Genomic DNA, 15,411 nt, shown 5'->3' on the forward strand with positions numbered 1-15,411 from the left:
GAGCATTTTTTGGGCAAATGAACCTCCATATTATACTTCTTTGTCTTCAGAGAAAACTTTGCGGATCAATATCAATTTGGACCCGAACCGTAGAAGGCATTTTTGGTGCATTTGCAAGCATGGTACGAATAAACCCTTGCATATCAAAAGAACGTTGTCCCTGGAGCAAAAGCCGAAAACGATAACGCCCCCGCACAAGAGCCAGTGGGGCTTCTGCCGGTCCCATGACTGAGACATTTTTCTCTCTTGGTGCCGTTTGGCGTAATGCACGCGCATACTGTTCCGCAATTTGGCGTTTTTCTGCAGACACAATCAAAGCAGCAAGCCGCCCATAAGGCGGCAAATGATGCTGCTTCCGCATAGCAATTTCGTGTGTATAAAAGTCCTCACATTGTTGCGAAAGCAAAGCTTGTATCACTGGATGATCAGGTTGATAGGTTTGCAATAACCCTAAACTTTCCAACCCTATACGCCCTGCCCGCCCTGTCACTTGAGACAAAAGTTGAAAGGTGCGCTCAGCCGCACGTAAATCACCATTAGCAAGACCAAGATCAGCATCGATTACTCCAACCAGGGAAAGACCAGGAAAATGGTGCCCCTTAGCGACAAGCTGCGTCCCAATAATAATGTCAACATCACCATTTGCAACAGCTTCTAATTCACGTCGTAACTGGCCAATCCCACCTTTGAGATCGGTTGACAAAATCAACAACTGCGCCTGTGGAAAAAGTCCCTGTGTTTCTTCGGCGATTCTTTCCACGCCTGGTCCGCAAGCCACAAGATGATCTAAAGTGCCACATTCAGGGCACGCTTCTGGAAGCGGCTGATGATAACCGCAATGATGGCATTTGAGCTGTCCTTGCGAACGATGCTCCACCAGCCAACTTGAGCAGTCCGTACAATGAAAACGATGTCCACAAACGCGGCACAATGTTAAAGGTGCATAACCACGCCGATTGAGAAAAAGCAGTGCTTGCTCACCCTTCTCGAGAGTTTGTGTCAAAGCATGCTCAAGAGCAGAAGAAATAAAACGCCCCTTTTGCACACCGCCCTGACGCATATCAACCACCTGCAACTGCGGAAGTGCTGCTGCTTTAAAACGCGATGGCAAATTTACCCGCTGATAACGCCCTGCCAAGACATTTGCCTGACTTTCAATCGACGGTGTTGCTGAAGATAAAATAACGGGAAAATGCTCAAAAGAGCCTCGTGCAACCGCCATATCACGTGCATGATAAAAAATGCGCTCCTCCTGTTTATAAGCACCATCATGTTCTTCATCAACAACGATTAAGCCAAGCTCTGGAAAGGGGAGAAAAAGTGCCGAACGTGCTCCCGCAACCACCCGCACCCGTCCTTCTGCAACTTGCCGCCATACACGTTCCCGACGACGCGGTGCCAAATCTGAATGCCACTCTGCCGCTGATGCTCCAAAACGTGCATAAAAACGATCTAAGAATTGTTGTGTTAAAGCAATTTCCGGCAATAAAATCAAAATCTGCTTACCACAGGTCAGCGCTTGAGCTACCGCTTCAAAATAAACTTCTGTTTTTCCTGACCCCGTCACCCCATCAAGCAAAAAAACTTGAAACCGAGAAGACAAAACACCCTCTCGCAAAAGATGCGCTGCTTCATTCTGCGCTTCCTCCAATTGAGGACGACAAAAATCAGGATTAGGAATCCCCACAAGAGCAGGTACTGGCACCATAACATCTTCAAAAACCCCCAATGCTTTCAACCCTTCAACAACGGAAACAGAAGTTCCTGCCGCATGTGCAAGACCAGAACGTGTCCAAACCGCACCATCGCGCACCAACTCTAAAACCCGCAATCGTGCTGGTGTGAAACGCTCCACATCTCCCCCACAATACCGCAAGCCCAGCATTGGTGCTTCAGGTTCTAAAGCAGCAGGTACACATAAAACCAATCGTGCAACAAGACCAAAAGGTGCCATCGTATAGCGGCTCACAAAACGCAAAAACGCGATCATCTCAGCCTTTAACGGCGGACAATCAAAAACATGAAGGAGAGAACGGAGTTTTTTACGCGCCACAGAAGCAGTTATTTTCCTATCTTTTGTCGTCTGCTCTCCAACATCCACAACAATACCACAAACTTGGCGCCCCATTACCGGAACACGAACAAAAGATCCAACCTCACATTCCATAGCAGATGGCATCTCATAACTATAAGCCTGAGCAACAGGCAGAGGTACCAAGACTGAAACAATCTTTCCCTCTCTAACATCTTCTCCTCTCACGTTTTTTGTCACATATGACTTCATCTTTTGTCTCAAATTTTATACGAATCTCTTATACAAACAGCATCTTGCTTATCTTTTAAAATCTGTTGCTGAAGAATCCTTTGCGAGACTTACCATTTCAACCCTCCAACAACACCTTACAAATGCACCAACCATCACTAAACCACAAAAAAAGAGCCACGTCTCCCCTATAGCAGATGAATGTAAGCCAACAACGATAAGCATACACAGCAAAAAAAGCACCAAAAGGGGAACAATTCTTCCGTTACATTTTCCATCATGTTCTATAGTAACTTTACACGAGTTCTTTTATACAATCAGTGTTCACACATTTAGTATTCGCACCGCTTGTTTTGTAATGGCATTGCACAAAATCATTTGCCTGATTTATCATTATTTCCTTATCGAAAACACCTTTTCCGCAATAAGCGTTTTCACACACCACTCCCCATTGGAAAACAAATAAAAACTCACATCACTCTTCATAAAATGGAGTTTGATGCATTAAATAAGGATACCTTAAATGCTCACAATATAAACAATCCCTCCCAGATTTTGTTCTTTTTCCAAATTTATGTCGTGGCTAATCCTATAATAGAGTGTAATTCTCTCTCTTGCTTTTACCATAAACAATAACGCATAACTAAAAATAGGATGAAACGTCCGAGGTTTTAAATAAGCGTTTAAAGACAAGGAGATTTGGCATGAAGTTTTTTGTGGACAGCGCCAATATTGAAGAAATAAGAGAATTACAAAATCTAAGCCTCGTTGATGGTGTCACCACCAACCCCTCCCTTATCCTAAAATCAGGACGTAATATTCTTGAGGTAACAAAAGAAATTTGTGCCCTCATCGATGGGCCTGTTTCTGCTGAAGTTACAGCAACTCAGTTTGAAAACATGATGAAAGAAGCGGCTGTTTTAGCAAAAATTGCCGATAATATTTGCATCAAGCTTCCTTTAACGCTCGATGGATTAAAAGCCTGTAAAGCCCTTACAGCACAAGGATTAAAAACAAATCTCACACTCTGTTTTTCTGCTAATCAAGCCCTTTTAGCCGCCAAAGCAGGTGCAACATTTGTCTCACCTTTTATTGGCAGGCTCGATGATTGCGCAAGTGATGGTGTGGAATTGCTTCACGAAATTCGCACAATTTATGATAACTATAACTTTGAAACACAAATTTTAGCAGCCTCAATCCGCACCGTTAATCATGTCAAAGAAGCTGCCCTAGGCGGTGCGGATGTTGCAACTGTTCCACCAGCAATCTTAAAAGCGCTGGTCAAACATCCCCTAACCGATAAAGGCTTGCAAATCTTCCTCGATGATTGGCAAAGAACCGGATAAAATATCGCTTAATGATTTGAAAGATTTTTTGAAAGCAACAATAAAATCTGTTCAGCCAGCTCCTCAGCCACATGCTTTCGCGCATTTTCTTCTGCTTGCATCGTTGCATATTCTTGGCGAAGCCGTTCAAAAGATGCGCTCAGGCTTATCGTGCTTTCGGCAATAAGAACACCTTCCATATCTTGTAAAACATAGGAAACTTTTCCCATCACAGTTCCAACCGAAGGTCTCCCCTCTCTCTTTTTCTCAAAATCCACCTCTATCTGTACAGATTCCCTTGTAAACGTGGATGTTTTCAATGCCAATTGATAAGCTGGAGTAGAAGGTTTGCGCCCGTTTCCATAAAGAAGAAACAACAAATGATTGCGTACCATTTGACCAAAACGATCGGAAGGTTCAGCAACGACAATGGAGGCTAGTTTTTCGGAAAGAATAAAAGATTTTAGTTCTGGAGATGAAGCATCAAAAACAGAATCCACAGAACCTATTGTTATCGAATTCTGCGATACCTGCTGATAAAGCGGTTCAATTCTGCATCCAGACAAAAGCGTGAGAAAACTGGTTAAGCCTGCAAAAATAAATTTTCTAAACAACAACATTCACAATCCTTTTTGGAACAATAATCATTTTTTTCACCGATTTTTCAGCCAACTGCGCCTTTACAAAATCAAGAGCCAACACAGCCTCTTCAATCATTGCCTCATCAGCGGTTGCAGCAACAGTTACCTCACCGCGCTTTCTACCATTAATCTGTACCGGCAAAGTGTAGCAGTCTTCAACAGTTAACGTGGGGTCGTAAACGGGCCAAGGAAGCTCAGAAACAAGAGATTTTCCCCCTAAAGCAGCGTAGCATTCCTCTGCTAAATGAGGCATAATAGGCGCAATCATCGCAAGGAAAAAATCCATTGCTTGGCGTAAAGACGCCTTCATTTCATCTTCAACATTCCCTACATTATTTAGTAAAGGCGCCATGATATTCAAGAATTCATAAAGGCGTGCGATTGCTCGGTTAAAGGCAAATTTTTCCAAATCATCTTCCACCGCACAAAGTGTGCGATGGGCTACTTTTGAGAGTTCTAAAGCTGCACCCTTATTCCCAGCACAAGGCGCCACATCCCTTAACACTGGAGCACCTAAAGCCACATAGCGCCAAACGCGTTGCACGAAGCGATATGCTCCTTCAACACCAGATTCTGTCCAAATGACATCCCGTTCAGGAGGAGAATCTGACAAAACAAACCAGCGCACGGTATCGGCTCCATAGGATGCGATAATATCATCAGGATCAACAACATTCTTCTTTGATTTTGACATTTTTTCAATCAAACCAATCGTCACCTCGCTTTGATCGGTTAATTTATAAGCCTGTCGTTTGCCATCTTTTTCAACAATCGAAATTTCTTCTGGTGAAACCCACCCCTGTTCATCCCGATACGTTTCATGAACCACCATACCTTGGGTAAAAAGCCCCTTAAAAGGCTCATCAACAGTCACATGTCCGATCAATTTCATGGCACGCATAAAAAAGCGTGCATAGAGAAGATGAAGAATGGCATGTTCAATTCCACCAATATATTGTTGCACAGGCAACCATTCACAGATTGCTTGTTTGTCGACAGGTTCTTGTGCACAAGGTGCCGTAAAGCGGGCATAATACCAAGAGGAGTCAACAAATGTATCCATGGTATCAGTTTCACGTTTAGCAGGTTGACCACAAACAGGACAAGCCACTTTTTTCCATGTTTCATGACGCTCAAGTGGATTGCCAGGTTGATCAAAAGTCACATCATCAGGCAACACGACCGGCAAATCGGTGCGCGGCACAGGAACCACTCCGCAAGAGGTACAATGGATCATCGGAATCGGACATCCCCAATAACGTTGCCGCGAAATCCCCCAATCGCGCAATCGAAATTGCACTGTTTTTTTCCCCTGAGGCTGCCCTCCAAGCATTTGTCCTTCAAGCCTTTTGGCTGCAGCTTCAAAAGCTTGTTGTGGTGTCAAACCATCCAAAAATCTGGAATTGATCATCACGCCATCACCAGTATAAGCCGTTTCAGAAATCACAAAATCTTCTCTCTCAACCCCTTTTGGTAAAACCACCGGCTGCACACCAAGGTCATATTTATGTGCAAAATCCAAATCCCTCTGATCATGCGCAGGACACCCAAAAACAGCTCCTGTTCCGTAGTCCATGAGCACAAAATTGGCAATAAAAACGGGAATATGCACCGTTGAATCAAAGGGATGAACAGCCAAAAGCGGCGTGCGAAATCCTCGTTTTTCAGCTGTTTCAAGCGCTACGGTTGTCGTTCCACCACACCGACACTCTTCAATAAAAGCGCTGAGTGCTTTGTCTTTTTGTGCAAGAGCTTGTGCAATGGGATGATCAAAAGACAATGCCAAAAAAGAAGCACCAAAAAGCGTATCAGGACGCGTTGAATAACAGACAACCTCATCAAACGCCTCACGAACCGCATCAGCACCCTCTGCTGTCTTTAAAGCCCAACGAATCAGCAAACCTTGTGACTTCCCGATCCAATTCTTTTGCATCGTGCGGACTTTTTCCGGCCACTGCTCCAGCTCTTCCAGGCCTGCCAAGAGATCTTCACTAAAATCGCTAATTTTAAAAAACCACTGCGTCAATTCACGCTGTTCCACCAACGCACCAGAACGCCATCCCCGCCCATCAACAACCTGCTCATTTGCCAAAACAGTGTGGTCAACGGGGTCCCAATTCACCTTAGCCACTTTACGCGTAACCAAGCCCTTCTGATAGAAATCAAGAAACAACATTTGTTGACGATGGTAATAATCCACATCACAAGTCGCAAACTCACGCGCCCAATCTAGAGAGAGCCCTAATTGCTTTAATTGCCCGCGCATCACAGCAATATTCTGATAAGTCCACGTTTTGGGATGCACTTTATTTTGCATAGCAGCATTTTCCGCCGGCATCCCAAAAGCATCCCACCCCATAGGATGCAACACATTAAACCCCTTAGCGCGTTTATAGCGGGCAACGACATCTCCCATGGCATAATTGCGCACATGCCCCATGTGAATGCGCCCAGAAGGGTAAGGAAACATTTCTAAAACATAATATTTTTCACGGCAATCTTCTTGGACAGTCTGAAAAATTTTCTTTTCATCCCAAATTTCTTGCCATTTTTTCTCGCGGGCACGTGGATTATAGCGTTCACCTAAAATATAACGTTCAATCGTCATTTCTATGATACTCTTTATAAAATTGAACTAAAACCTGTTTCATGCTTGACCACGAATTAACTCTATCGTCAATATTTTCAATAAATATTTTACTAAGTATTTTACAAAGCTCTGACAAACAATCGCCCAATAACTGAATAAAAATAGAAAGTATAAGAAGATGAATACAGCAAATACCTCGCCTGGTGTCCCTTCCCCTCGTACCCCTTGTGTTGAAACATATTGCGTTGAAACGTGGAAAAACCTTCAAAAAGACATTGCTGAAACATGTCAAGACTACAATCGGCCCACAGATAAGGTCGAACTTATCGCTGTTTCAAAAACTGTCTCTGCAGATAACATACTTCCCCTTTTACAAGCAGGGCAGCGTCTTTTCGCAGAAAACCGTGTGCAAGAAGCTGCTGAAAAATGGCCTAATCTACGCCAACAATTTGCAACCATTAAACTTCACCTCATCGGTCCCCTACAATCGAATAAAACAGCAGATGCGGTAAAAATTTTTGATGTCATCCAAACCGTTGACCGCGAAAAAATAGCCAAGAATTTGGCTAAAGAAATGGAAAAACAAAAAAAACATCTCCCCTGCTATATTCAAGTCAACATTGGGCTAGAGCCGCAAAAAAGTGGTATCGCACCACAAGAAGTGATATCTTTTGTCAACCAGTGTAAAAATCACTATGGACTTAATATTATTGGCCTTATGGCGATTCCCCCCGTACAAGAGAATCCTGGTCCCTATTTCGCGCTGTTAGCAAAATTAGCAAAAAAAGCGGGTCTCCCAAAACTTTCAATGGGCATGTCTAATGACTTTAAAACAGCTCTTCAATTTGGCTCCAACGTGCTCCGCATTGGCTCTGCTTTATTTGGAACACGCCCTGTCTGAATTTATTTTTACTGAAATGTAAGGAACCTACTATACAGCAAAATTTTCTTTTTTCTGCTTAAATTTCTTTCCCTCTTGCCATTTTTTTTAATTTTCTGTTAGTTTTACGGACATTTTCAGTACTAACAGGTTTAGTTGGTATAAATTCATCGATTGTTTCTATGCCTAAAGAAGTGCTAAGATATGAACTTGCGTATTTTATCTGCTTTTTAAATTTTGTAATTCACTTTTTGACATTGACTTTAATCTTCAATGTTACCCCCACTTTAGACCCTCTGTTGCAACCAGAGGGATTTTTATTTATCGTCATCTTTATTAATTAATAATTTTGTTATAAGATTTTCCAGATTAAGTATTTTTTAGATGATTATTATCTTTTTCAGTTAATTTTATTTTTTTACCGTCTATAGTGAGATAAAAATCAACACTTTCAATATCATCAATCATTTCCTGTACCTAAAACAAAGGCAAAATAATGAGAACGATAAAGATGCATTATACACTCATGGAAAAGAATATTGAAAGCTAAATGATCACGAAAAAATTCAGCACAGTTGCACAATAGTTCTCATTAAACACTACGAATTGTATCAACCTCACCAATCCATGTAAATAATTCCTCCACTTACCAAGTACGCAAAGCAGGCAAGGATAAGCTTAAAACATGGATGTAAATACGGCACCCAAATTCGCATCTGAGCCTATGAGCCAAATAAACCCCTAAATGCTCATAAAAGTAAGTGCTAAGAGCCACGATAGACAGCATGGATAGCAATCATAACGACCAAGCATGACATAAAGGCTTTCCACATGCTTGAAGGGTAAGATGCGGTCAACAATCGCCTAAAAAACAAAAAGATTACCCAGCACGTGTGTGCAAACAAAGACAAAGAAACTGAATTCGAAGATAGTATGAATATATTTCTTTGTAGTTTTTCTGAACTAAGAAAAACTACCAATTTTCAGCATTACCTATTTGCTTTTATTGTTTTATTAAAATAAAATTATAATCAATTTTATATTTATAATTAAGAATATTATTTGTTTAAAAATAATAATTTATATATAGTAAATATATTCCATAATATATTTTATTTTTATACATATTTTTATTACTATTTTTCAAAATTATGTTTGACATCTTAAAAAGATAAATCATAATCCTTTTCATGTATCATTATGATACGTTTATTTCAAAATTAAAGGAGGATTTATATACGTAATTTTGGTCCAGGTTTAGTTTATAATTTAAATGATTCAACACCTGTTTATGGAAGAGCATGTAGCCCTAGTGATTTTATTTCTCACATGAATACACAAGGCTTCAAAACAGGGAGGGCCGGCAGGAATAAGCGGAGCTATTGCTAGGTGGTATAGCTGGAAGAGCAGCAGGTGCATTTTCAGCTGGAGTCGCATCTTTCACAGCGGGATACACGGGAGGTGCTCTTTTGGGTCTCGGACAGAAAATTTATGGAGGATGGAGCAACAAATGTTGCCTATAACTGCATTGATCGCCATTTAAAAACCCATGGTGACAACAATGTTAGTTCTAATTTATAGAGAATAGCTTGAAGATATCTCTGAAGTTGGTAATTTTGTAATTGTTTTAAAAATATACCAAACTTAAATATCTATATCTATGGATAAAAGGTTTTTCAGAGATATCTATTAGCATTATATACTATAACCAGGTTTTTTTTATAATGGATATTCGTTATGAAATCGTAAAGTTGTTTTGGATGCTTATTATAATTGTCCCTACAACTGCTACTCTTATGAAATTATTCAGTAGTTTTAGTTAGAAATTATCTATAATATCAGCATTATCAGGAGGAATTATGCTGCTTATTGTAGACAATTTATGTAGATATTTTGGTTTATATTAATACATTAATGAATGTATTCTTTTTAAAATAAAAGAGAGCAAACTAAAAATTCAAATCGATAAATTATCCGATACACTCCACCATTACTTTAATGATATTTTAAAGACGTGCATAACCGGATAGTTCACCTAATTTCTTTTTTCCCTAAAAAACAAGCAAGAAATTCATTTTATCTTTCAATTTATTCGTATCTTATATGGATCTTTAAGAAACATCTCTCCTTGCTCTCAATCCCATCTCCTAGCATCGTCTCTCAGCATATTCAGTGAATGGTATAACGGCACAACACTGAATACTAGTATTTTTTACATTTATGGAAGTAATAAACCTGTAACATGGCAATATTCGCCCTTCGAAGATGACTTTACAAATAATGCCGATAACCTACGGACGCTCTCATCTCATCTCCTTTTAACTTTTATATCAAGTTATTTTTAAACTTTAATTTTTTTCTCGGTTTATAAAAAGCTCTCTCAAAATATAAACGTAATGACAAACGCGGCTAATTTTAAAAATTGACTGTGCAAACCTTCGTAAATTAGTCTAATCTCAAGAAGCTTTTTATTGAATAAAAAGCTTTTTGGGAAAGTTCTGCTAAAAAACACAAAAATATAGCAACTGACTTTTCCAAATAATAAATTACAAGAGAGGGAAATTATGTCTGAAAAAAACTATCCAATACCAGATAATATAAAAAAAAATGCTTTGATTGATGAGGAAACCTATCAACAATGGTACCGGGAGAGTATCGATGATCCAGAAAGTTTCTGGGCAAAACATGGTCAACGCATTGAATGGTTTAAGCCTTATACAAAAGTAAAAAATACTTCCTTTAACGAAGAGGTATCAATTAAATGGTACGAGGATGGAGTAACAAATGTTGCCTATAACTGTATTGATCGCCATTTAAAAACCCATGGTGACAACATTGCGCTGATTTGGGAAGGAGATAACCCTTATCATGATAAAAAAATAACCTATAACGCGCTTTATGAATATGTCTGTCGATTTGCCAATATCTTAAAGAAGCACGGCGTAAAAAAAGGCGACAGGGTTACCATTTATCTACCCATGATCCCAGAAGCCATTTATGCCATGCTAGCCTGCGCTCGCATTGGTGCCATTCATTCGGTTATTTTTGCTGGTTTTTCTGCTGAAGCAATAGCAGGACGTCTTGTTGATTGTAAATCGACCTTCATCATTACCGCTGATCAAGGCTTACGTGGAGGCAAACGGATCAACTTAAAAGACAATGTTAACCATGCCATTGACATAGCAGCCCACCAGAATTTGCATGTGAATAAAGTTATGGTCATACGGCGTACCTGTGGAACAATTCATTGGGTAGAGGGACGTGATTTTTGGTACCATGAGGAAATACCTCACGCCAAAACGGATTGCCCAGTAGAAAAGATGAACGCTGAAGATCCACTTTTTATTCTTTATACCTCAGGCTCAACGGGTAAACCCAAAGGTGTTTTGCATACAACAGCCGGCTATCTTGTTTATGCATCGATGACACACCAATATGTTTTTGATTATCATCCCGGTGAAATTTACTGGAGTACTGCTGATATTGGCTGGATCACTGGTCATTCTTACTTGGTTTATGGACCTTTATGCAACGGTGCTACTACTTTAATGTTTGAAGGAGTACCAACCTTTCCCGACCAGGGTAGATTCTGGGAAATTGTCGATAAACATAAAGTCAATACGCTCTACACCGCACCAACTGCTATTCGTGCATTAATGGGTGCAGGAGATTCCTTTGTCGAACACTCGGCAAGAACATCGTTGCGTCTTTTAGGTACAGTAGGAGAACCGATTAATCCAGAAGCATGGGAATGGTTTTATCATACGGTGGGAGACAGCCGATGCCCTATTATCGATACATGGTGGCAAACAGAAACAGGAGGGCATATGATCACGCCCCTACCTGGTGCAACAAGCTTAAAAGCAGGATCAGCCACCCGTCCATTCTTTGGTGTACAACCTCAAATCGTAGATAGCCAAGGCAATATTTTAGAAGATGAAGCAGAAGGCAATCTTTGCATTATTGACTCATGGCCGGGTCAAATGCGCACGCTCTATAATGATCATGAACGCTTTGTTCAAACCTATTTTTCCATATATGATGGAAAATATTTTACAGGCGATGGCTGTAAACGCGATAGCGATGGCTATTATTGGATTACAGGACGAGTTGATGATATTCTCAATGTCTCTGGGCATAGGCTAGGAACAGCTGAAATTGAGTCAGCACTGGTTTCTCATCCCGCTGTTTCAGAAGCAGCCATTGTCGGATATCCTCATCCCATTAAAGGACAGGGAATTTATAGCTTTATCACCTTAATGGAAGGAACACCGGCTAGTGAAGAGTTACATAAAGACCTTATTCGGCATGTCAGAAAGGAAATTGGCTCCATAGCCATATTGGATAAAATTCAGTTTGCCCCGCAGCTTCCAAAAACACGATCGGGCAAAATTATGAGACGTATTTTGCGAAAAATTGCTGAAAACAATTTTGATGATCTAGGAGATATTTCAACCCTTGCCGAACCACAAGTCGTTGAGGATCTTATTGCCAACCATCAAAATAGAGAAACCACTGGTTAATTGGCAAAACACCAACGGCGACTTTAGCGTTGCTGCTAGAACTGTCTCTGCATTTTTGCTAAAGTCACCGATAAAAGTAAAAAAGAAAACATCGCATGAAGCTATCTAATCTCTCTGAAAAGAGACAGTTTTTCTCAATAATAAATCAAAACGGTTGAAGAAAAACATTCAAATTATGGAGTATGAATGCTGAGAAAAACCTGAAAAATAAAAGCAAAATAACTTTTGCCAACTACAAAACATGAAAGACCATTACTGAATCAAAAACGGGCGTGTTGGCTTTCTTGTTTCTGCTAGAAACGCCTTGGAATTCCTGCTAAAATCACAGATAAAAATGAAATTAGGGAAATACAATAATTGATAATATTCTTACAAACAATATTTCTTAATAATAAACTGGAAACGATGAAAGAAAATATTGAAAACTGTAAAGTATGAAAACAACCAAAAGCCTCACGCAATGAGAGCAAAGGTCCTTAGAATAATAATACACTATAAAAGCAGAAGTGGTAACGAAAAGTGATTCATTTTGAAAACGTTGGTCTGCGCTACGGAATGGGCCCTGAAGTCCTTCGTGATATTAGCTTTCATATTCCTCCTGGATCATTTCAATTTCTAACTGGTGCCTCTGGCGCAGGGAAGACATCGTTAATGCGTCTTATGTTTTTGGCGCTTAAACCCACCCGTGGTCATATTGATCTCTTCGGAACGGATACAGCATTGCTCAAACGACAAGAGCTGCCTGCACTACGACAACGTATAGGTGTTGTCTTTCAAGATTTTCGCCTTCTCGATCACATGACCACCTATGAAAATGTCTCTTTACCTTTACGCATTAAAGGACAAGAAGAAGCAACTTATCGCAGTGAAGTGGAAGATCTTCTCTGTTGGGTAGGTCTTGGAGATCATATTCATGTTTTACCACCAGTTCTTTCCGGTGGTGAGAAACAAAGGGTAGCGATTGCACGTGCACTCATTGACCAACCTGAAATTCTTCTGGCTGATGAACCAACAGGAAATGTTGATCCACCTTTAGCAAAACGTTTGCTTCGCTTGTTTATTGAATTAAATCGTTTTGGAACAGCGGTCGTCATCGCCACCCATGATATCGCACTAATGGAACAGGTTGCAGCACGGCGTATGCTTCTCCATAATGGACGGATGACAATTCATGAATAAGTCTTTCTCAATTTTTATAAGCAACAAAAAAAACACAACTGCTATTATTCCTAGCGGCAACATTTCTGGACAAGCACTCGTTGCAGTGATTGCTATTATGACATTTCTCTCCAGCCTGACATTGATCGGTGTTGATTTCGTGCAACGTTCTGCTAATAATTGGAGTAATCAAATTAGCTATGAAGCAACGATACAAATACGCCCCATTGAAAATATCAATATTGAAAAAGCTCTCCATGATGCGGTTAAATTGGTTAAAACATTTCATGGTGTAGAAAATGCCAAAATTGTTGATCAAAAAGCCACCGAAAAATTACTCGAACCATGGCTTGGTACGGGTTTAAGCTTAAATGAATTACCCCTTCCTCGCCTTATCATCGTGACACTAAACGAAAAAGAAAAAATCGACTTTCGCGCCATCAATCACGCCATCAAAACTCAAATTCCAGGAGGCCAATTTGATGATCACCGTGTTTGGGTAAATCGTTTTACAACAATGGCACACACAACTGTTTTTATTGGTTTTTCAATTTTAATACTGGTTCTAAGTTCACTGATACTCACGGTTATTTTTTCCACGCGCAATGCATTGGCAGAGAATGCGCATATTATCAATGTCCTCTACTTCCTCGGCACTGCACCTCTTTTCATTGCGCGACAATTTGATTGGCATTTTTTTAAAACCGCACTCCGCGGTGCATTATATGGTGGTGCCGCAAGTGCATTGCTGTTTGTTGTTTTTAGCTTTTGGACAAATTATAACACAGGGACAGTAGAAGCAAACCAAGTCACGGCTTTGTTTGGACATCTTTCCATAAGTTCTATTCCTTATGGAAAAATCATCGGTCTTATTTTTTTCGTTTCTTTTCTGACCATGTTTACAAACCGCATGACTATTTTGGCGCAACTTAAAAAAATTGATCAATGCGAAAACGGTTTATTTTAATTTTATGACCCATAACTCATATAATTCTCAATCACTGATGCAAGACAATCAAGAGCACTCCCTCCCCAGGCGCACCAATCTATGGCATCTACACTGCTTGTTTCGCTATTTGCCCCCGATAGCATTTACGCTTTTAATGATTGTTCTATTCTTTTGTGTAAGTTTCATTGTTTTTTCTGAAAAAACCGAACGGCTTCAACCACCAAATCCTTTACCAAAAGCAGATGCAATCATTGTTTTTACAGGAGGAGAAAACCGAATAGAGACAGGACTAAATCTCTTACAAAAGAGGGTTGGTTCACGCCTTTTGATTAGTGGAGTAAATACCACAACCAATCTCCAGAAACTGCAGCACAGCACGCATATTACTCCACAGCTCTTCGCCTGTTGCGTTGACATCGGTCATAAAGCGACGAACACAAAAGGAAATGCTGAAGAAAGCGCAGCTTGGATCAAAAAACATCACTACCAAACAGTTTATATCGTCACCCATGATTACCACATGTGGCGCTCTTTGCGTGAGCTTAAATATTTAATGCCTGAAGTTAATTTTATTGCTTACCCTGTTAAAAGGAGTGGCGATGAAAGCACAATACAACAAATCAATCAAATACGTATTCTTATATTCCAATATATCAAAACAATTCAAGTATACATAAGAACCGTATTCTAATCTTTTCTCTCCTAATTTCCCCCAAATTTGCCACAAGCAATATCATCGCTCTTTGCCAAGCCAAATATTATAACAAGCACTCGAAAACATTCACAAAAGGCATCTTTATGCCTTTCTTCAGTATCCAAACGCAACTCCACTTATAACGTGCAGGCGAATAATTTTGATTGCTTTTAAGAGGAATTGACTTCCTCCCCACCCTAAAAAATAAAGCTCCTTAACCTTCTCCGGTTTTTTAAACAATCCAGCTTCTTGTCTAATAGGTTCCACCTGCTGATCACGCACCGCTGTTCACTCCATGAGGCTCGACAAGCAATCTCTACCCTAAATATTCACCACATCCGCTAAAAACACCTCATGTAGAAAGCTTTCCATAAGTTCTACTACAGGC

Annotated in this window: 10 protein-coding genes; 6 read left to right on the top strand and 4 right to left on the bottom strand. The window is 40.2% G+C overall.

Annotation, left to right across the window (positions count from 1 at the left end; translation table 11 throughout):
* Positions 1-46 precede the first annotated feature (46 nt).
* Entirely contained in the window at positions 47-2,284 is a 2,238-nt protein-coding gene (locus V4P57_RS07735) for a primosomal protein N' (protein WP_455465956.1), read from the bottom strand.
* A 683-nt stretch (positions 2,285-2,967) separates the two neighbouring features.
* On the opposite strand from V4P57_RS07735, the gene fsa reads away from it, so the two are divergent.
* On the top strand, positions 2,968-3,609 hold the full coding sequence (gene fsa / locus V4P57_RS07740; protein WP_455465957.1) for a fructose-6-phosphate aldolase: 642 nt from the start codon (positions 2,968-2,970) through the stop codon (positions 3,607-3,609).
* 8 nt (positions 3,610-3,617) lie between these two features.
* On the opposite strand, the gene lptE is transcribed toward fsa, so the two are convergent.
* A complete protein-coding gene (lptE, locus tag V4P57_RS07745) occupies positions 3,618-4,208 on the bottom strand; it encodes an LPS assembly lipoprotein LptE (RefSeq protein WP_455465958.1) in 591 nt (196 codons plus the stop codon).
* Positions 4,195-6,837: a leucine--tRNA ligase gene (leuS, locus tag V4P57_RS07750; protein ID WP_455465959.1), complete on the bottom strand. Its 2,643-nt coding sequence runs from the start codon at positions 6,835-6,837 to the stop codon at positions 4,195-4,197. Before leuS ends, lptE begins: the two co-directional genes overlap by 14 nt.
* A 160-nt stretch (positions 6,838-6,997) precedes the next feature.
* Between leuS and V4P57_RS07755 the strand changes: the two genes are divergently transcribed.
* From V4P57_RS07755 to V4P57_RS07775, 5 genes are all read left to right on the top strand, one after another.
* Entirely contained in the window at positions 6,998-7,720 is a 723-nt protein-coding gene (locus V4P57_RS07755; RefSeq protein ID WP_455465960.1) for a YggS family pyridoxal phosphate-dependent enzyme, read from the top strand.
* A 2,543-nt stretch (positions 7,721-10,263) separates the two neighbouring features.
* On the top strand, positions 10,264-12,222 hold the full coding sequence (gene acs, locus V4P57_RS07760; RefSeq protein WP_455465961.1) for an acetate--CoA ligase: 1,959 nt from the start codon (positions 10,264-10,266) through the stop codon (positions 12,220-12,222).
* A 519-nt stretch (positions 12,223-12,741) separates the two neighbouring features.
* Positions 12,742-13,401 (top strand): cell division ATP-binding protein FtsE, encoded by a 660-nt coding sequence (gene ftsE, locus V4P57_RS07765; protein ID WP_455465962.1) that lies wholly within the window; start codon positions 12,742-12,744, stop codon positions 13,399-13,401.
* Positions 13,394-14,347, top strand: coding sequence for a cell division protein FtsX (locus V4P57_RS07770; RefSeq protein ID WP_455465963.1), 954 nt, complete (start codon positions 13,394-13,396; stop codon positions 14,345-14,347). The genes ftsE and V4P57_RS07770 overlap by 8 nt, the downstream gene beginning before the upstream one ends.
* 4 nt (positions 14,348-14,351) lie before the next feature.
* Positions 14,352-15,020 carry a YdcF family protein gene (locus V4P57_RS07775; protein ID WP_455465964.1) on the top strand — a complete coding sequence of 223 codons (669 nt, stop codon included), beginning with the start codon at positions 14,352-14,354 and terminating at the stop codon, positions 15,018-15,020.
* 117 nt (positions 15,021-15,137) lie between these two features.
* Here V4P57_RS07775 and V4P57_RS07780 read toward each other — a convergent pair whose 3' ends face one another.
* Positions 15,138-15,305, bottom strand: a complete 168-nt coding sequence (locus V4P57_RS07780; RefSeq protein WP_455465965.1) for a hypothetical protein — start codon at positions 15,303-15,305, stop codon at positions 15,138-15,140.
* Positions 15,306-15,411: the final 106 nt, after the last annotated feature.

The sequence above is a fragment of the Bartonella sp. B39 genome (assembly GCF_053795145.1).